The organism is Streptomyces macrosporus (assembly GCF_039533145.1).
GTDB lineage: Bacteria > Actinomycetota > Actinomycetes > Streptomycetales > Streptomycetaceae > Streptomyces > Streptomyces macrosporus.
This window is the reverse complement of record NZ_BAAASZ010000008.1, coordinates 50,965-68,602: the sequence shown is the minus strand read 5'-3', so window position 1 is coordinate 68,602 and position 17,638 is coordinate 50,965. Positions and strand designations below refer to the sequence as shown.

Below are 17,638 nucleotides of genomic sequence, written 5' to 3'. Positions count from 1 at the left end.
GCCCACTGCATTGCGGTCCACTGGTCCGTCCGCGCGCGGTCCGCGCATCTGCGACCATGTTCCCCATGCGTGCGCGATACCCGCTCTCCCTCACAATTCCCCTCGGCATCACGGCGGTCGGCGCCGCCTGCGTCGCCTACTCGGCGGGCATCGAAGCCCGCTCCTTCCGCCTCCGACGCGTCACCGTCCCCGTACTGCCGCACGGGACGAGGCCCCTGCGCGTGCTCCAGGTCTCCGACATCCACATGGTCAGCGGCCAGCGCAAGAAGCAGCGCTGGCTCCAGTCGCTGGCCGGCCTGCGCCCGGACTTCGTCGTCAACACCGGCGACAACCTCTCCGACCCGGAGGCCGTCCCCGAGCTCCTGGACGCGCTCGGCCCGCTGCTGGAGTACCCCGGCGCGTACGTCTTCGGCTCCAACGACTACTACGGCCCCCGGCTGCGCAACCCCGCCCGCTACCTGGTGGAGAAGGCCACCGGCCGCCACGGCCTCAACGGCAACCCGCCGGCCGTCGGCGCCATCCACAACCCGTGGGAGGGCATGCGCGACGCCTTCGACGCCGCGGGCTGGATCGGCCTGTCCAACGCGCGCGGTCGCCTCAAGCTGGACAGCGGTCTGGAGATCGCCCTCACCGGCCTGGACGACCCGCACATCAAGCGCGACCGCTACGAGAAGGTGGCGGGCGGCCCGGAGTCCGACGCGGACCTCTCCCTCGCCGTGGTCCACGCTCCCTACCTGCGCGTCCTGGACGCCTTCACCGCCGACCGCTACCCGCTGATCCTGGCCGGCCACACCCACGGCGGCCAGCTCCGCGTCCCCTTCTACGGCGCCCTGGTCACCAACTGCGACCTGGACACCGACCGCGCCCGGGGCCTCTCCTACCACCAGGCGGGGGGCCACCGCTCCTACCTCCACGTCTCCGCGGGCTGCGGCACCAACCGCTACACCCCGTTCCGCTTCGCGTGTCCCCCGGAGGCCACCCTCCTCACCCTGATCGAACGTCCCTGACCCCGCCCCGCCACCCCCTGCCGCCCCGGGGAAACCGGATTTCTCCTCAGCGCGAGCGTGGGCTAAAGTAGTCCTCGTTGCAACGGGGTGTGGCGCAGCTTGGCAGCGCGCTTCGTTCGGGACGAAGAGGTCGTGGGTTCAAATCCCGCCACCCCGACGCAGGTCAGAGGCCCTGCCGGAGAGATCCGGCAGGGCCTCTGGACGTTCCGCGAGCAGGGGAGCACGGCAACCCCCCACGGCCTTCGCCGACCTTCCTTCTCCCGCTTGGCCCGTGGCGGGATCGGAACGACCATTGGCGGCAACGGGGTCGATCTCGGTTCCGGTGCGGTGACTCGGGTCGTATGCGCCGGTCACGGCCCTACGTTCCGGGTCATGCCGGTTGTTTTCCTGTCGGATGGTCAAGTCTCCCGGCACGGCCGGTCCGTGGCCGAGTCGGCCCCCGGCGAACCGGAGGCGGAGCCGGCCGCGCACCTTGCGGAGTGCGCCTCCGCGCCGCACGGCGCCACCACCAGATCGTCGCCGGGCTGCCGACGAACAGCGCGGTGGTCGTGAAGGACGCAGGCTGCGGCTGGACCACATCGACTTCCTCGGCCGGCGAGGACGGGAGCGAGCCGTGGAGGCGGTCGGTTGGCGGCCCAGGCGCTCGCGGGTGCCGGCCACTCGGAAGCCGGCCCGATCGTGCCGCCTCGGGTGGGCTCGGCCCGGCGGCAGACCGCGAGGCGGGGGCAGGCCACCTTCTTGTGACATCGCATGGCGCCACATGGCACCGGATGGCGCCAAGCAGTGCCATGTGGTGCCACTCGGCGCCCCACAGAACACACGAGTGCGCACGACGCCCCACTGACCCAAGACAACCTCTTCACGTTTCCGCAGCTCAGACGTCCGCCCTCACATTCATGCCACACAAGGTGCCATCTGGGGTTGCACATGGCGTCACTATGGTGCCATGATGACGCCATGGATCTCACCCCGTATGTCGACGCCCTCCGCCGCGAACTCGCGGTGGCCGCCGAAGCCGGCGGAGAAGATGCCCGCAAGCTGGCCGAGCGGCTCACCGCTCCCCTGGAGTCGGCGACCCGCCTGACCATGCTCAACGTGCTCTCCGCCGCGATGGACGAGATCACCCGCGAGCTCGCCCCCGGCTCGGTCGACGTACGGCTGCGCGGACTGGACCCCGACTTCGTGGTGACACCGCCGCCCACCGGCGGCGCCCCCGCGGAGCCGGTCGCACCCGTCGAACCGCTCAAGACCCCGGCCCCGGCCGACGGCGACGAGGGCGGCACCGCCCGCGTCAACCTGCGCCTGCCGGCCCACCTCAAGGCGCGTGTCGAGGAGGCCGCGAGCCGCGAGGGCCTGTCGGTCAACGCGTGGCTGGTGCGCGCCGTGTCGGCCGCGGTCGACGGCGGCGCCCGGCCGCGTACGACGGAGAAGACCCAGACCGTCGGACAGAGCTTCACGGGCTGGGTGCGCTGACCTCGCCCGCGCCCGCACCACTTCACCCACACCACGTCCCACCAGCGGGGACGTCCCAAGGACCCATGAGGACGGTACAGCCATGCCTTCTTTCGACACTCCCGAACCGATTTCGGTCACCGCCTATGTGTACGCCGGCTCCATCCAGTTCACCGCGGGCGACCGCCTCGACACCGTCGTCGAGGTACGGCCCCGCGACCCGAAGAAGGACCTGGACGTGCGGGCGGCCGACCAGACCGAGGTCACCTGTGCGAGCGGCGTCCTGACCGTCAGCACGCCCAAGGCCAATCTGCTCGGGCGCGGCGGCACCGTCGACGTGACGGTCGAACTGCCCACGGGCTCGCACATCGACGTGACCGGCGCCGCGGCCAATGTGATCGGCGAGGGCCGGCTCGGCGAGGTCCGGGTGAAGGCTTCGGTCGGCGACGTCCGCCTCGACACCACCGGTCCGCTGCACCTGAAGGCGCACCACGGCTCGACCACCGTGGACCGGGTCGAGGGCATGGCCGAGATCACCAGCAGCACCGGCAACGTGCGGGTCGGCCTCGTCGACGGCCCCGCCGTCCTCAAGAACACGCACGGCACCACGACCGTCGGTACCGTGACCGGCGATCTGCGGGTGAGCGGCGCCCACGGCGGCATCGAGATCGCGCGCGCCGAGGGCTCGGTCACCGGCACCACCACCCACGGCTTCCTCCGCGTCGCCGACGTCGCCCGCGGCACCGTCCGGTTGGAGACCTCCAACGGCTCCATCGAGGTCGGCATCCGCGAGGGCACCGCCGCCTGGCTCGACGTCAACTCCAACCGCGGGCTGGTGCGCAACACGCTCACCGCCTCCGAGGCCCCGGAGGCGACCGAGGACACCGTCAAGGTCCACGCGCGGACCAACTGGGGCAACATCGACATCCGCCGCGCCAAGGTCTGACCCCGCGCCGGCCTCGTCTCCCCCGATCCTCCATCCACTTCGGCCTTCGAACGGAGGGCTCCATGCCTTCTTCTGTCATGCCCATGCCCAGGCAGGGCGGCGGTCACCCGTCGCCGGCCGCCGTCTCCGCCACCGGTCTGCGCAAGGCGTACGGCGACAAGACCGTCCTCGACGGCATCGATCTGCACATCCCGACCGGCTCGATCTTCGCGCTGCTCGGCCCGAACGGTGCCGGCAAGACCACCACCGTGAAGATCCTGTCCACGCTCGTCACCGCCGACGGCGGGCAGGCCCGGGTCGCGGGCCACGACATCGCCACCGATCCGCAGGCCGTGCGGGCCGCGATCGGCGTCACCGGGCAGTTCTCCGCCGTCGACGGGCTGATCACCGGCGAGGAGAACATGCTCCTCATGGCGGACCTGCACCACCTCTCCCGCCGCGAGGGCCGGCGGGTGACCGCGGAGCTGCTGGAGCGCTTCGACCTGGTGGATGCGGCGAAGAAGCCCGCCTCCACCTACTCCGGCGGCATGAAGCGCCGCCTCGACATCGCCATGACCCTGGTCGGCGACCCGCGGATCATCTTCCTCGACGAGCCGACCACCGGCCTCGACCCGCGCAGCCGCCACACCATGTGGCAGATCATCCGCGAGCTGGTCACGGGCGGCGTCACCGTCTTCCTCACCACGCAGTACCTGGAGGAGGCCGACCAGCTCGCCGACCGGATCGCCGTGCTCGACGACGGCGGGATCGCAGCCGAGGGCACCGCCGAGGAGCTGAAGCGGATGGTCCCCGGCGGGCACGTCCGGCTCCGCTTCTCCGACCCGGCCGCGTACCGGTCCGCCGCCTCCGCGCTGCGCGAAGTGCAGCGGGACGACGAGGCGCTGACGCTGCAGATCCCCAGTGACGGCAGCCAGCGCGAACTGCGCTCCATCCTCGACTGGCTGGACTCCGCCGGCATCGAGGCGGACGAGCTGACCGTGCACACCCCCGACCTCGACGACGTGTTCTTCGCCCTGACCGGCGGCACCGACCAGCCCAAGGAGGCTGTCCGATGAGCTCCCTCTCCCTCGCCGTGCGCGACTCGTCCACGATGCTGCGCCGCAACCTCCTGCACGCGCGGCGCTACCCGTCCCTCACCCTGAACCTGCTGCTCACGCCGGTCATGCTGCTGCTGCTCTTCGTCTACGTCTTCGGCGACGTGATGAGCGCGGGCATCGGCGGCGGCGGCGACGGCCGCTCCGAGTACCTCGCCTACATCGTGCCGGGCATCCTGATGATGACCATCGGCGGCACCGTGGTCGGGACCGCGGTGTCCGTCTCCAACGACATGACCGAGGGCATCATCGCCCGCTTCCGCACGATGGCGATCCACCGCGGGTCCGTGCTCATCGGGCACGTCGTCGGCAGCGTGCTGCAATCGGTCGCCAGCGTGGTCCTCGTGGGTGCCGTCGCCGTGGCCATCGGCTTCCGGTCCACGGACGCCACCGCCCTGGAGTGGCTGGCGGCGTTCGGGCTGATGGCGCTGGTCGCCCTGGCCCTCACCTGGGTCGCGGTCGGGATGGGCCTGGTCAGCCCGAACGCCGAGGCGGCCGGCAACAACGCCATGCCGCTGATCGTCCTGCCGCTCGTCTCCAGCGCCTTCGTCCCGGTCGACGCGATGCCGGGCTGGTTCCAGCCGATCGCCGAGTACCAGCCGTTCACCCCGGCCATCGAGACCCTGCGCGGGCTGCTGCTCGGCAGCGAGATCGGGCACAACGGGTGGCTCGCGGTCGCCTGGTGCGGGGGCCTCACGGTCCTCGGCTACGTCTGGTCCAAGGCGGTTTTCAACCGCGACCCGAAGTAGCCGAGACGACTGCGCGGGCCGCCTCCCGCGGCTCGTCCCGCCCGAGGGCGGCGTACTCCGACACCGCGTCGGAGCACGCCGCCCCGTCCGCGTTCCCGGCCGCCCCCGTGCGCGGCCGGGGAGGAGGCGTCACGGCATCGGGAGCGTGTTCTCCAACCGGGCGAGGACCGTGCCGTCGGGGCCGTACGCGGTGACCGTGACGGGGATCTCGTCACGGTCGAGCCGGCCCGCGTCGACGTGGTACACGCCCCAGCCCGGATCGCCCGGCAGGCTCACCATGCCCGCCTCCCAGGTGCGGTCGGCCGCCGTCACCGTGATCCGCGCGGGTTCGGTGTCGGTGCGCCAGGCGCCCGTGTAGAGCACCCCGTCCTCCGGCAGGTGGTGGTGGCCGCCGCTGAGGCTGTCGGGGCGGATGCCGTCGCCGGCGATCTCCTTGGCCCGCTCGACCGCCTCGTCGAAGGCCGCCCGGTCGCCCCGGACGACGACGTGGTTCTGCCTCCCCTCCGGCAGCAGTCCCAGCAGAGTGCCCTGCCCGATCTCCACCGGCTCGTACGGCTCCACCACCCGCACCCCCGGCGACGCGGCGGGCGCGGACGGCACGGACGGCGACGGCGCGGTGGACGCGGCCGGGGGCGTCCCCACCGGCCCGGTGGTCGGCAGGGGCGGCAGGAGGAGGACGCCGGCGAGGCAGCCCAGCCCGGCCGCGGCCGCCGCGCCCGCCACGGCCCGGCGGCGCTGCCGCCTCCTGCGCCGTCCCTCCCGCAGCACGGCGTCCACGGGCGGCGGGCCCGGGCGCAGGGTGTCGGCCTCGCGGCGCATGGCCTCCGCCAGGCGGGCGGCCTCGTGGTCCATCGGCGCTGTCCCCTCGTGTCCCGCGGTCTCTCCGTGTCCGCCGTGCCCGCCGTGCCCGCTCACCGTCGTGCTCCCGTGCCGGACGCGGTCGCCGTCCGGCCGTTCCCCAGGCCCAGGACGGTGCCGTCGCGGCGCAGTCTCGCCAGGGCGCGGGCGGTGTGGCTCCTGACCGTGCCGATCCGGGTGCCGAGCACCTTCGCGACCTCGGTCTCGCTGCGGTCCTCCAGGAAGCGCAGGACCAACACCGTCCGCTGCCGCGCGGGAAGGCGGCCGAGGGCTCCCAGCAGGAGGTCGCGGTCGACGATCTGGTCGGCCCGGTCGGCGGTCTGGGAGTCCGGGAAGCGGGTGGTCGGCCACTCCCGGATCCGCAGGCGGCGGAGCCGGTCCACATTGGAGTTGATCATGATGCGCCAGACGTAGGCGTCCGGGTCGTCGGCGCGCTGCACGCGCTCCCATCTGGTGTACGCCTTCGCCAGGGATGCCTGCACCAGGTCCTCGGCGTCGTGGTGGTTGCCGGTGAGGAGGTACGCGGTCCGGAGCATGCGGGGCCATCGGTCGGCCACGTACTCGCGGAAGTCCGCCTCCGCGCTCGTCTTCAAACGGGTGCCTCGGTTCGCCGTGGGGGTCGGCCGCCGTGCCGGACGTGGCGTCCGGCACGGCGGCGCGCGTCCGTGGTCGTGGGCGTCGGTCGGTGGACTACCGGGTGGGGAAGTCCATCACCAGCTCGTCGATGACGGTCCCGTCGGGCGCGTGGGCGGTGACGGTGACGGGGGCCCGCCGGGCGTCCAGGGGACCCGCGTCCAGGTGGTAGGTGCCCCAGCCGGGGTTGCCGGGCAGGCGGAGCATCCCGGCGTCGAAGGTGCCGTCGGCGGTCCGGACGGTGATCCGCGCGGGTACGACGTCCGAGCGCCAGGCGCCGGTGAACAGCGAGCCGCGCCCCGGCTCGTAGTGGAGGCCGCCGCTGATGCTGTCGGAGCGGAGGTCGTCCCCGACGATCTCCTTGGCCTGTTCGACGGAGTACCGGAAGCTCTCCGGGCTCCAGTCGACGACGTAGTTCTGGCGGCCCTCCGGCAGCAGCCCCATCAGCGCGCCCTGCCTGATCTCCACCGGCTCGTACGGCCGCACCACCCGCACCCCCGGCGACGTGGACGCCCCGGACGGCGCGCCGTCGTGGGCCTGGCGGACGGTCGCGGTGGCGCGCTCGGGGCCCTGGACCCCGCCCTGCCCCTGCGCGGCCACGGCGGCGCTCTCCAAACCCGTCAGTGCGATGGCGGCGAGCACGGCCGCGGCGAGCCGCTGCTTCCTCATGGTTCCTCCACGTCGTGGCGCGCGGGCGCGCGCCGTCGGTCGGGACCGGGCCGGACGGTGCCCGGCGGCCCCTCTCCTGCCGTCTCCCCCGAGGGGGCGACTTTCGCTGTCACCCCTCAGACGGGAGGAGGGGGCGGGAGCTATGTCAGGGCCGCGGAAGAAATCGAAGATCGAGGAGATCGAGGAGAACGACGGGAGAGGGGACGAGGGAGGGTTCGGGGAAGGCGTCGGGGAAGGGGAGGTCAGCGGGCGGATTCCCCGGCGGTCTCCCGGTCGGGTTCCGGCTCGGAGGCGGCGGGGGCGCCGGGCGTCGGGGCGGGGGCCGGTTCGATGCCGAGGGCGAGGTCGCGGGCGGTCTCCACCTCGCGGCGGAACAGCCGGTACCACATGAAGAGCGCGAAGCCGGCGAAGACGAACCACTGGGCGGTGTAGCCCAGGTTCTGGAACGCCTTGGCGTCCAGTCCGGAGCCCTCCGGCGCGACCGGCGGCACCGCCTTCAGCGGCTCCCGCGTCTCCTGGACGGTGATCCAGGCGTTGTGGACGTCGTAGGGCACCTCGTTGACGAGGGTGGCCGCGCTGATGATGCCGAGCTGCCCGTCGGGCAGGGCGCCGGTGCGCACGCCCTGGGAACTCTGGCTCTCCGGGGCCTGGAGCACGCCGGTCACGGTCACCTCGCCGCCCGGCGCCTCGGGCACCCGGGAGGGGTCCGCCGCGCCGGGCAGCCAGCCGCGGACGACGGGCAGGGCCCGGTCGCCGTCGATGCGCAGCATGGTCAGGACGTAGAAGCCGTCGCGGCCGTCGACGCGGCGCTCGGGCACCAGGAACTCGCGGTCGAGGTCGTAGCGGCCGGTGGCCCGGGCCGGCTCTCCGAGGGTGTCCTCGGTGAGGGGCAGCAGGTCGTCCAGCGGCCGGGTCTCGGCGTCCGAGATCCCGTCGGCGGTGCGTTCCCGCCGGTCCTGGTGCGAGTCCACGCGGTCCTCGAAGCGGTCCAACTGCCAACTCCCCATGAAGAGGCAGACAGGGAGCGACAGCAGCAGGAAGAGGTTGATCGCCCACCAGCGCGGGGTCAGCAGGAACCGGTACACGCCCTCAACGGTACGGTGGCGCCTCGGGCCCGGCCCACTCGCCCCCACCGCGCGCCCTCCGCGTGGCGCGGCCGACCGGCGCCGCCGTCACGCGGCCGGGAGGGGGCCGGTGCGGTAGACCGTCCCCGCACAGGCGTTCGGGATCTGGACGTCGAGTTGGGGCTCCCCGGCCGCCGGCACGTAGCGGAGGACCACCGTGGGCGAGGAGGTGCCGCCCTGGCCGCCGGAGGCGTCGTAGCCGAGCTGGGGGCTGACGCCGCTGTTGGGCTCCTGCACGGTGTCGCCGCCCTCGCCGCTGTCGGGGCTGCCCGTGCCGCCGGTGGTGGTCCCGCCGTCGCCTCCGCCGGCGTCCCCGGTGCCGCCCGCGTCGCCGGTGCCCCCGGTTCCGCCGGTGCCGCCGGTGCTCCCGGTTCCGCCGCCGGGGGTCGGGTCCGGGTCGGGGGCCCGGCACCCGGTGGTGCCGCCCTCGTTCGGCACCCAGGCGAACTGCACCACGTAGGACTGTCCGGGCTCCAGGATGATCGAGGCGGGCTCGGTCGCCGGGTCGGGCAACCGGGCCGCCCTGTCCCCGGGGGTGTGGTGGACGACGCTGACGGCGGCGGGGTCGGCTCCGCCGAGCGCGGTCGCGCTGACCGTGTCGGGGCCCTCGACGCGGCAGGAGGAGTCGGAGACGTTGACGATCCGGAACGAGCCGTACATCTGGCCGTTGACGTCGGCCGGTCCCACGCTGGAGCCGCCGTCGCCGAGTTGGGAGCGCAGACAGCTCGGCGAGGTGGGGCCGAGGGTGTCGTTGGCGTCGGGGCCGGCCGAGCTGTCGGCTCCGGAGGAGTCCTTCGGCTTCGCCCGATCGTCCGGGTCGCCGTCGTCCCCGAACTTCCGGTCGGAGTCGCGGCCGGTGGCGTTGCCGCCCTCGCCGCCTCCCCCGGTGGCCTCCTGCCGGTGGCTGCCGGCGGTGTTGGCGGTGTTGCCGTCCATGACCCGGGCGACCACGCCGGTCTGGGTCAGGACGGGGGCGGCGACGCCGACGACGAGGGCGGCGGCGACCGCGCCGACCGTCATCTGCCGGCGGCGGGCGCGGCGGGCGGGCACGGCCCGGTGCAGGCGGTCGAGGGCGTCGGGCGACGGCTCGACGCCCCGCACCACGTCGTGCATCAGCAGCCGCAGCGCCTGTTCGTCCATCCCCAACAGGTCCCGCTCGGGGGTCTCCCGCTCGGTGTCCCGCGCGGGTGGCTCCCCTTCGGGCAGGTCCCGTTCGGCGTCCCGCGCGGGGGCGTCCGACCCCCGGTCGCCGCGCGGCTCGTCGCCGCCCGGCTCGTGTCCGGGTCCGTGGTCGCCGTGCGGGTCGCGCCGTTCCTCGTGCAGTCCGTCGCCGCTCATGCGGGCGCCTCCATGGCGACTCGCAGGGCCGCGATGCCCCGCGAGCCGTAGGCCTTCACCGAGCCCAGCGATATGCCGAGCGTCTCGGCCACCTGGGCCTCGGTCATGTCCGCGAAGTACCGCAGGACCAGTACCTCGCGCTGACGGCGCTGGAGCTTGCGCAGCGCCCTCTTCAGCTCGTCCTGCTCGATGCGCGCGTACGCGCCCTCCTCCGCGCTGGCCATGTCGGGCATCGGCTTGGAGAGCAGCTTGAGTCCGAGGATGCGGCGGCGCAGCGTGGAGCGGGAGAGGTTGACGACGGTCTGCCGCAGGTACGCCAGCGTCTTCTCCGGCTCCCTCACACGGCTGCGCGCCGAGTGCACGCGGATGAACGCCTCCTGCACGACGTCCTCACAGGAGGCGGTGTCGTCGAGCAGCAGGGCGGCGAGCCCGAGCAGGGAACGGTAGTGAGCGCGGTAGGTCTCGGTGAGGTGGTCGACAGTGGTGCCCGCTGCCATCGCGCCGTCAACGTCCCTCGACTGCGCGGGGAGCGACGTCGTCCGGGACGCCGACCAGGGAGCGATCACGGGCATGCCCCTGTCCGGCGTGCCGCCACGCCCCGGGACCCGTACGGGCGCTGTCGCGATTCCGAGTGCCTCTGCCACGCTTGTTGGACACGCTGCCCCCCGTCAGGGTTGTACGCGTGGGCCATCGTTCTTGACGATGTGCCGAACGACCACATGCGCACCACCTCTTCCTCTGCGCCGCCGTCTGGCGTCATCGAGTTCCGGCAGTGGGAAGAGAGACGCCAGTGCCCGGACCATGGTTCCAGGACGTGCGGAGGCAAAATCCTCACGTAGAAGCTCGACCCGGATCAAGCGGTTACGGGGTAGGACTTCATTACAAGTCCTTCACAACCTTCGCGCGGCGTGCGCGAACACCCCCGCGGCAGGCCCTTTGGGGTGGTGTGTCCGGGTTTCGGCTCAACGCGGGAGAGGGGCGGCCGGTTCAGGCCCGGTTCGCGGTCAGTTCGGCCGCGATCAGCTCACCGATCTGCGCGGTGTTCAGCGCGGCGCCCTTGCGCAGGTTGTCGCCGCACACGAACAGCTCCAGCGCCCGCGGGTCGTCCAGGGAACGCCTGACGCGCCCCACCCAGGTCGGGTCGGTGCCGACGGCGTCGGCGGGGGTGGGGAACTCCCCCGCGGCCGGGTCGTCGCACACCACCACGCCCGGCGCGTTCGCCAGGATCTCGTGCGCCTTCTCCACCGACACCTCGTTCTCGAAGCGGGCGTGCACGGAGAGCGAGTGGGTGGTGATCACGGGGACGCGGACGCAGGTGGCGGTGACGCGCAGCCGCGGCAGCCCCAGGATCTTCCGCGACTCGTTACGGACCTTCAGCTCCTCCGACGTCCAGCCGTCCTCCGCCAACGATCCGGCGAAGGGCACCACGTTGAGCGCGATCGGCGCCGGGTAGGGACCGGTGTCGCCCACCGCCCGCCGCAGGTCGCCGGGCTGGGTGCCCACCTCGGTGCCGACGACGGCGGCGAGCTGCTCGCGCAGGGTGTCCACGCCCCGCTTGCCGGAGCCGGAGACGGCCTGGTACGAGGCGACGACCAGCTCGTCCAGGCCCCACTCCGCGTGGAGGGCGCCCATCGCGACGATCATCGACAGCGTGGTGCAGTTGGGGTTGGAGACGATCCCGCGCGGCCGGACCCGCGCCGCGTGGGCGTTCACCTCGGGCACCACCAGCGGAACGTCCGGGTCCATCCGGAACGCGCCGGAGTTGTCCACCACCACCGCGCCCTTGGAGACCGCCACCGGCGCCCACCGGGCGGAGACCTCGTCGGGCACGTCGAACATCGCGACGTCGACCCCGTCGAAGACCTCCTCGCCCAGCGCGAGGACCTCCACCTCCTCACCGCGCACGGTCAGCTTGCGGCCCGCCGAGCGCGGCGAGGCGACGAGACGGATCTCGCCCCAGACGTCCGCGCGCTCCGACAGCAGCCCCAGCAGCACGGTGCCGACGGCGCCGGTCGCGCCGACGACGGCCAGCGTGGGCCGGTCGGCGCGATCGGCGCCGGCACGGGGGAGGCCCCCGCCGGGAATCATCGCCCGGTGCCTCCGTAGACGACCGCCTCGTCGCTCTCGCTGTCCAGCCCGAACGCGGTGTGCACGGCCCGGACCGCGTCGTTGACGTCGTCCTTGCGGGTCACGACCGAGATGCGGATCTCGGAGGTGGAGATCAGCTCGATGTTGACCCCGGCGCCCGACAGCGACTCGAAGAAGGCCGCCGTGACGCCCGGGTTGGTCTTCATGCCCGCGCCGACCAGCGAGATCTTGGCGATCTGGTCGTCGTAGCGCAGGGAGTCGAAGCCGATGGCGCCCTTGGCCTTCTCCAGCGCCTCGATGGCGCCGCGCCCGTCGTCCTTGGGCAGGGTGAAGGAGATGTCCGTCAGTCCGGTGGACGCGGCGGAGACGTTCTGCACCACCATGTCGATGTTCAGCTCGGCGTCCGCGAGCACACGGAAGATCTTCGCGGCCTCGCCCGGCTTGTCCGGCACACCGACGACCGTGATCTTGGCCTGGGACGTGTCGTGCGCGACGCCCGAGATGATCGCCTGCTCCATCGGCTGGTCCCCTTGCGGTTCGTTGCTGACCCACGTGCCCGGCAGCCCGGAGAAGGACGAGCGGACATGGATCGGGATGTTGTAACGGCGTGCGTACTCGACGCAGCGGTGCAGCAGCACCTTGGAACCGGAACTGGCCAGTTCCAGCATGTCCTCGAACGAGATCCAGTCGAGCTTGCGGGCCTTCTTCACGACCCGCGGGTCGGCGGTGAAGACGCCGTCCACGTCGGTGTAGATCTCGCACACCTCGGCGTTCAGCGCGGCGGCCAGCGCCACCGCGGTGGTGTCCGAGCCGCCCCGGCCCAGGGTGGTGATGTCCTTCTTGTCCTGCGAGACGCCCTGGAAGCCGGCGACGATGGCGATGTTGCCCTCTTCCAGCGCGGTCTGGATGCGGCCCGGCGTGACGTCGATGATGCGGGCCTTGTTGTGGACGGAGTCGGTGATGACGCCGGCCTGGCTGCCGGTGAACGACTGCGCCTCGTGGCCCAGGGCTTTGATCGCCATCGCCAGCAGAGCCATGGAGATCCGCTCCCCGGCGGTCAGCAGCATGTCGAACTCGCGCCCCGACGCGATCGGGGACACCTCTCCCGCGAGGTCGATCAGCTCGTCCGTCGTGTCACCCATCGCCGACACCACGACGACCACCTGGTGGCCGTTCTTCTTGGCTTCGACGACTCGCTTGGCGACGCGCTTGATGCCCTCGGCATCGGCAACGGAGGAGCCGCCGTACTTCTGCACGACAAGGCCCACGTGCGCTCCTCGAACTTTCGTCTTCCGTGGTTCCCGTCCGGGAGTCCACCGGTCGGTTCAGTCTAACGAGCGGGCCTCCACGACCCCGCCCCTGCCACATCGTGAGACGCCCTTCTCACGGGCGGCGCGGCGCAGCGCCCCGTCGCACCGGCTCAGCGACGACCCCTGCCCGTTCGCCGGCCCTTCACACGGAAATGTTGGGCAGGTCACACCCGGGACGCGGGGGCGGCGGGCGCATGACGGCACTCCGACGCGGGTACTGCGAACAGCTCAAAAGCATCAGATGCCGTCAGAGGCTGACGAGAGGTAGGAATGCGATGAAACACGCGGCGCGCACGGCGCTGGTCCTGGCGGGCGCCGGGGCCGGTGCGGCGGCCCTGCGCAGGCTCGCGTCCCCGCCGACGGACCCGCGGCGCGGCGAGCGCTGGATGGTGGTCACCATCGACCGTCCCCCCATGGACGTGCTCCCCGAGGGCAGGCCGCCCCGGCCCCTGGACGAGTTCGGCGACGCCCTGGAGATCACCGTGCGGCCCGCCCCCGGCGACCGCGGCACCGAGCTGGCGGCGCGACTGCGCGGAGGGGTCTCGCCCGCCCGGACCTCCCTGCCGTCCCGGCTCGCGGGCAAGGACCCGCGCCAGGAGGTCCGGCGCGCGCTGCGCGAGGCCAAGTCCCTGTTGGAGACCGGCGAGGTGATGCGGTCCGACGCGCCCCCCACCGCGCGGGAGGAGACCATCGGCGGCAGGATCGTCGGGCTGGCGTCCCGGCGCTCCGGAGGGGAGGGCGTGCTGTGAGGGCCGTGTGCTGGGAAGGCGTGAACAAGCTGTCCGTCGAGCAGATCCCCGACCCGGAGATCCGCAACGAGCAGGACGTGATCGTACGGCTGCTGGCGAGCACCACCTGCGGCTCCGACCTCCACCTGATCGGCGGCTACATCCCGGCGATGAAGGCCGGGGACGTGATCGGACACGAGTTCGTCGGCGAGGTCGTCGAGGTCGGTCCGGAGGTCCGCCGCCACAAGGTCGGCGACCGGGTCGTGGTGTGCTCCTTCATCGGGTGCGGACGCTGCTGGTACTGCCGGAACGACCTGTGGTCGCTGTGCGACAACACCAACACCAACCCCGGCATCGGCCAGACCCTCTTCGGCTACGAGACCGCCGGGATCTTCGGCTACTCGCACGCCATGGGCGGCATCCGCGGCAGCCACGCCGAGTACGTCCGCGTGCCCTTCGCCGACTACGGCGCCTTCCCGATCCCCGAGGGCGTGGACGACATCAGCGCCCTGTTCGCCTCCGACTCCGTCCCCACCGGCTGGATGGGCGCCGACCTGGGCGGGGTGAGGCCCGGTGACGTGGTGGCGGTGTGGGGCTGCGGCGCGGTCGGGCAGATGGCCGCGCGGGCGTCGTTCCTCAAGGGCGCGGAGCGGGTTGTCTGCATCGACCGCATCCCCGAGCGGCTGGCGATGACCGAGCGGTACGTCGGCGCCGAGGTGATCGACTACACCACCACCGACGTCGCCGCCGAGCTGCGCGAGCGCACCGGCGGCCGAGGCCCCGACGTGTGCATCGAGGCGGTCGGCATGGAGGCCCACAGCACCGGCCCGGACTACCTGTACGACCAGGTCAAGCAGCAGCTGAGGCTCCAGACGGACCGTCCCACCGCCGTGCGCCAGGCCATCCACGCCTGCCGCAAGGGCGGCTCGGTCTTCGTCCTGGGCGTCTTCGGCGGGGCGGTCGACAAGTTCCCGCTGGGCATGGTGGTCAACAAGGGCCTGACGCTGCGCGGCGCCCAGATGCACGGCCAGCGGTACATCCCGATGCTGCTGGAGCGCATCGCGAAGGGCGAGATCGGCACCGCGCACCTGGCCACCCACCCCATGTCCCTGGACGACGCGCCCAAGGGCTACGACATGTTCAAGCACAAGAAGGACGGCTGCGTGCGGGCGGTCTTCCGTCCGTAAGGCCCCCGATCGCGCACGCGCGCCGGGACGCGCGGCCCACGCGCCTCGCGCGCCCGTGCGCGAGGGCGGCGGCCCCGGAACGCCCCGGCCCGACGGTTTCCGGAGCCGCACGGGAGGGTGGGCGGGTCGTACCGACCCGCCCGTTCCTCGGACGCAGCTCCCCGAGCCCGCATCCCGGCGCCCGGAGTCCGGAGCCCGAGCCCCGCGAACGGCAAACTGTTGACCGACTCCTCGCGCGTCCGGGCGAAGCCGCCGCCCCTCCCCCACTCCCCGCCGACGCGCCGCGCGGGGCCGGGCCGGCGAGCGCCGACCACCGTCCCGAACCGGCCGGCGCACACCCGCGCCGGGAGGACGCGCCCGCCCAACTCCTGCCGCGCGCACCCCGCTTCCCCGCGGCGGCGTGTCGCCCGTTCGGGGCGTCCGCTCCCGTGCCCGCCGCCTCCGCCGGCGCAGGCCACGGCCCCGTTCCCCTATACCAGCAGACGCGTCGCCGATGTCCTGCCCTTGGCGAGCCCGGCCGGCATCCACCACTCTGTGTGGTGGCTTCGAAACCCTCGGCACAACCAGGAGGTCAGCCCATGGCCACGGCCAGGCGACGCGCCGACAGTGAACGGCTCAAGGTCGCGGAGGAGGCGGCGGACGAGCTGCGGAAGGCACTGCACGGCGCGGGCGTCACGCTGCCGTCCCTCCGCGTCGACCTCGTCTCGTACGCGGGCGAGACCGTCGATCCGCCGCTGGTGGAGCTGGGGCGCTGCACGCCCGACGTGGCCCTGCGGCTGGCCGAGGCCCTCACCCGGACCGGCCGGGGCCCCGGGGACGAGGCGCGGTGATCGCGCCACCGGCGGGAACGGACTTCCCGGCGGGGCCGTACAACCCTCGGACCGCCCGAGGAGTCTTCCGTACGCTGCACGCCCGCCCCGCTCCGGGTCGACCTCCGCTCTCCCCGGAACGAACGGGGGCGTGACACGCACCCTCTTCGGTCCGGGGTGCCCCACCGCGCCCCCAGGCGACAGGAGCCTCCCGCATGCGCCAGTACGTCCGCCTCGCCCTGGCGACAGCCGCCACGGCCTCGCTGACGACCGGTCTCCTCGTCCTCGCCCCCGTCTCGGCGTCCGCGGCACCGGCCAGGCACTACGACGACTTCAACGGCGACGGCCACCGGGACATCGCGTACCGGCACGCCTACAGCGGCGTGGTCGACTCGACCGGCGGGTGGAAGGGCGGCGCCGTCGTGGTCGTGTACGGCGGCGCCCGAGGGCTCGACACCTCGCGCACCCAGGTGGTGCACCAGGACAGTCGCGGCGTGCCCGGTGTGGGCGAGGAGGACGACCAGTTCGGCGAGAGCCTGGCGAGCGCCGACCTGAACAAGGACGGCTACGCGGACCTCGTCGTCGGCAACCCCTCGGAACACGTCGGCGACCACGAGTACCGCGGCTCGGTGACCATCCTGTGGGGCTCCGCGACCGGCCTCTCCGGAGGAACCGGCCTGTCGGTGAAGAGCGGCGCGTACGGCCACTTCGGCCGCGACGTGGCCATCGGCGACTTCACCGGCGACGGCTCGCCCGACCTGGCGGTCCTCGGCGGCCAGGAGGCCTGGCTGTACCGGGGCGGATTCGCCGAGTCCGGCACCACGGGCACCGTCGGCAAGATCGACAAGACGGGGGCGGGCTGGTACTCCACGGCCGGCCTGGCCGCGGGCAAGGTCAACGGCGACGGCAAGGCGGACCTGGTGATCCTCGGCCTCCAGGCGTCCGGCACCGACTGGAACGTCCGCGCCTGGTTCCTCAAGGGCACCTCCACCGGCCTCTCCTCGGGCACGACCAAGACGCTCGCCACGGGGCAGAACGACTTCGGGACGAACGCCGTCATCGCGGACTTCGACAAGGACGGTTACGGGGACATCGCCGTCGGCGAGCCCGACGAGAGCGGCGGCAAGGGCGCGGTGAACGTCTGGTACGGCACCTCGTCCGGCCCCGGCACCCGCTCGGCGAAGTTCACGCAGGCCACCACCGGTGTCTCGGGCACGCCCGAGGCCGACGACAACTTTGGCTACGACCTGTCGGCCGCGGACTCCAACGGCGACGGCTACGCGGACCTGGTGGTGGGCGTCCCGCACGAGGACGTCGACGGCATGGAGGACCAGGGCACCGTCCACGTCTTCCGCGGCGGCTCCGGCGGTCTCTCCGGCTCCCGCTCCTCCGTGGTCGCGCAGTCCGTCACGGGCGGCTCCCGGGACCACGAGTCCTTCGGCCACGCCCTCCGGCTGCGCGACACCAACGCCGACGGCAGGGCGGACCTCGCCATCGGCGCGGCCTCCGGCGGCCACGTCCTGCCCGGCGCGTCCGGCGGTCCGACGGCCGGCGGCTCGTACGAGCTGCCCGACCTGGGCGGCTCCTTCCTCGACGACTGATCCCGGCCTGATCCCGGCCTGGCCCCGGCCGCCGACTCGCGGGCG

Annotated in this window: 17 protein-coding genes and 1 tRNA gene; 10 read left to right on the top strand and 8 right to left on the bottom strand. The window is 72.9% G+C overall.

Annotated elements, in window-relative coordinates; all coding sequences use genetic code 11:
- Nucleotides 1–65 precede the first annotated feature (65 nt).
- From ABD335_RS05445 to ABD335_RS05420, 6 genes are all read left to right on the top strand, one after another.
- Entirely contained in the window at nt 66–1,007 is a 942-nt protein-coding gene (locus ABD335_RS05445) for a metallophosphoesterase (RefSeq protein WP_344320926.1), read from the top strand.
- Between the two features lie 83 nt (nt 1,008–1,090).
- Nucleotides 1,091–1,164: transfer RNA gene (locus ABD335_RS05440), tRNA-Pro, on the top strand.
- Between the two features lie 800 nt (nt 1,165–1,964).
- The gene (locus ABD335_RS05435) at nt 1,965–2,480 is read left to right on the top strand and encodes a hypothetical protein (RefSeq protein WP_344320925.1); all 516 of its coding nucleotides are present in this window, start codon (nt 1,965–1,967) and stop codon (nt 2,478–2,480) included.
- A gap of 82 nt (nt 2,481–2,562) precedes the next feature.
- On the top strand, nt 2,563–3,405 hold the full coding sequence (locus tag ABD335_RS05430; RefSeq protein WP_344320924.1) for a DUF4097 family beta strand repeat-containing protein: 843 nt from the start codon (nt 2,563–2,565) through the stop codon (nt 3,403–3,405).
- A 62-nt stretch (nt 3,406–3,467) separates the two neighbouring features.
- Nucleotides 3,468–4,460, top strand: coding sequence for an ATP-binding cassette domain-containing protein (locus ABD335_RS05425; protein ID WP_344320923.1), 993 nt, complete (start codon nt 3,468–3,470; stop codon nt 4,458–4,460).
- Nucleotides 4,457–5,248, top strand: coding sequence for an ABC transporter permease (locus tag ABD335_RS05420; protein ID WP_344320922.1), 792 nt, complete (start codon nt 4,457–4,459; stop codon nt 5,246–5,248). Before ABD335_RS05425 ends, ABD335_RS05420 begins: the two co-directional genes overlap by 4 nt.
- A gap of 129 nt (nt 5,249–5,377) precedes the next feature.
- On the opposite strand, the gene ABD335_RS05415 is transcribed toward ABD335_RS05420, so the two are convergent.
- The 8 genes from ABD335_RS05415 to ABD335_RS05380 form a co-directional block, all read right to left on the bottom strand.
- Complete coding sequence (locus ABD335_RS05415) at nt 5,378–6,100, bottom strand: hypothetical protein (RefSeq protein ID WP_344320921.1); 723 nt, start codon at nt 6,098–6,100, stop codon at nt 5,378–5,380.
- Between the two features lie 59 nt (nt 6,101–6,159).
- Nucleotides 6,160–6,699, bottom strand: a complete 540-nt coding sequence (locus tag ABD335_RS05410; protein ID WP_344320920.1) for a SigE family RNA polymerase sigma factor — start codon at nt 6,697–6,699, stop codon at nt 6,160–6,162.
- Nucleotides 6,700–6,796: 97 nt separating this feature from the next.
- Nucleotides 6,797–7,408, bottom strand: a complete 612-nt coding sequence (locus tag ABD335_RS05405; RefSeq protein ID WP_344320919.1) for a hypothetical protein — start codon at nt 7,406–7,408, stop codon at nt 6,797–6,799.
- Nucleotides 7,409–7,650: 242 nt separating this feature from the next.
- Nucleotides 7,651–8,493, bottom strand: coding sequence for an SURF1 family protein (locus ABD335_RS05400; protein WP_344320918.1), 843 nt, complete (start codon nt 8,491–8,493; stop codon nt 7,651–7,653).
- An 87-nt stretch (nt 8,494–8,580) separates the two neighbouring features.
- Nucleotides 8,581–9,870 (bottom strand): hypothetical protein, encoded by a 1,290-nt coding sequence (locus ABD335_RS05395; RefSeq protein WP_344320917.1) that lies wholly within the window; start codon nt 9,868–9,870, stop codon nt 8,581–8,583.
- Nucleotides 9,867–10,442, bottom strand: coding sequence for a SigE family RNA polymerase sigma factor (locus ABD335_RS05390; protein ID WP_344320916.1), 576 nt, complete (start codon nt 10,440–10,442; stop codon nt 9,867–9,869). Before ABD335_RS05390 ends, ABD335_RS05395 begins: the two co-directional genes overlap by 4 nt.
- 415 nt (nt 10,443–10,857) lie before the next feature.
- Nucleotides 10,858–11,958, bottom strand: coding sequence for an aspartate-semialdehyde dehydrogenase (locus ABD335_RS05385; RefSeq protein ID WP_344320915.1), 1,101 nt, complete (start codon nt 11,956–11,958; stop codon nt 10,858–10,860).
- Nucleotides 11,955–13,226 carry an aspartate kinase gene (locus tag ABD335_RS05380; RefSeq protein ID WP_344320914.1) on the bottom strand — a complete coding sequence of 424 codons (1,272 nt, stop codon included), beginning with the start codon at nt 13,224–13,226 and terminating at the stop codon, nt 11,955–11,957. The genes ABD335_RS05385 and ABD335_RS05380 overlap by 4 nt, the downstream gene beginning before the upstream one ends.
- 317 nt (nt 13,227–13,543) lie before the next feature.
- Between ABD335_RS05380 and ABD335_RS05375 the strand changes: the two genes are divergently transcribed.
- The 4 genes from ABD335_RS05375 (at nt 13,544) to ABD335_RS05360 (ending at nt 17,593) form a co-directional block, all read left to right on the top strand.
- Entirely contained in the window at nt 13,544–14,017 is a 474-nt protein-coding gene (locus ABD335_RS05375; RefSeq protein WP_344320913.1) for a hypothetical protein, read from the top strand.
- Complete coding sequence (locus ABD335_RS05370; RefSeq protein ID WP_344320912.1) at nt 14,014–15,183, top strand: zinc-dependent alcohol dehydrogenase; 1,170 nt, start codon at nt 14,014–14,016, stop codon at nt 15,181–15,183. Before ABD335_RS05375 ends, ABD335_RS05370 begins: the two co-directional genes overlap by 4 nt.
- A gap of 578 nt (nt 15,184–15,761) precedes the next feature.
- Nucleotides 15,762–16,013 carry a hypothetical protein gene (locus ABD335_RS05365; protein ID WP_344320911.1) on the top strand — a complete coding sequence of 84 codons (252 nt, stop codon included), beginning with the start codon at nt 15,762–15,764 and terminating at the stop codon, nt 16,011–16,013.
- Nucleotides 16,014–16,207: 194 nt separating this feature from the next.
- On the top strand, nt 16,208–17,593 hold the full coding sequence (locus tag ABD335_RS05360) for an FG-GAP-like repeat-containing protein (RefSeq protein ID WP_344320910.1): 1,386 nt from the start codon (nt 16,208–16,210) through the stop codon (nt 17,591–17,593).
- Nucleotides 17,594–17,638: the final 45 nt, after the last annotated feature.

What these genes read in the sequence shown, in the direction of transcription:
- ABD335_RS05445 (WP_344320926.1), top strand. Translation starts at nt 66, where the DNA reads ATGCGTGCGCGATACCCGCTCTCCCTCACAATTCCCCTCGGCATCACG.
- ABD335_RS05435 (WP_344320925.1), top strand. Translation starts at nt 1,965, where the DNA reads ATGGATCTCACCCCGTATGTCGACGCCCTCCGCCGCGAACTCGCGGTG.
- ABD335_RS05430 (WP_344320924.1), top strand. Translation starts at nt 2,563, where the DNA reads ATGCCTTCTTTCGACACTCCCGAACCGATTTCGGTCACCGCCTATGTG.
- ABD335_RS05425 (WP_344320923.1), top strand. Translation starts at nt 3,468, where the DNA reads ATGCCTTCTTCTGTCATGCCCATGCCCAGGCAGGGCGGCGGTCACCCG.
- ABD335_RS05420 (WP_344320922.1), top strand. Translation starts at nt 4,457, where the DNA reads ATGAGCTCCCTCTCCCTCGCCGTGCGCGACTCGTCCACGATGCTGCGC.
- ABD335_RS05415 (WP_344320921.1), bottom strand. Translation starts at nt 6,100, where the DNA reads ATGGACCACGAGGCCGCCCGCCTGGCGGAGGCCATGCGCCGCGAGGCC.
- ABD335_RS05405 (WP_344320919.1), bottom strand. Translation starts at nt 7,408, where the DNA reads ATGAGGAAGCAGCGGCTCGCCGCGGCCGTGCTCGCCGCCATCGCACTG.
- ABD335_RS05395 (WP_344320917.1), bottom strand. Translation starts at nt 9,870, where the DNA reads ATGAGCGGCGACGGACTGCACGAGGAACGGCGCGACCCGCACGGCGAC.
- ABD335_RS05390 (WP_344320916.1), bottom strand. Translation starts at nt 10,442, where the DNA reads ATGCCCGTGATCGCTCCCTGGTCGGCGTCCCGGACGACGTCGCTCCCC.
- ABD335_RS05385 (WP_344320915.1), bottom strand. Translation starts at nt 11,958, where the DNA reads ATGATTCCCGGCGGGGGCCTCCCCCGTGCCGGCGCCGATCGCGCCGAC.
- ABD335_RS05375 (WP_344320913.1), top strand. Translation starts at nt 13,544, where the DNA reads ATGAAACACGCGGCGCGCACGGCGCTGGTCCTGGCGGGCGCCGGGGCC.
- ABD335_RS05365 (WP_344320911.1), top strand. Translation starts at nt 15,762, where the DNA reads ATGGCCACGGCCAGGCGACGCGCCGACAGTGAACGGCTCAAGGTCGCG.
- ABD335_RS05360 (WP_344320910.1), top strand. Translation starts at nt 16,208, where the DNA reads ATGCGCCAGTACGTCCGCCTCGCCCTGGCGACAGCCGCCACGGCCTCG.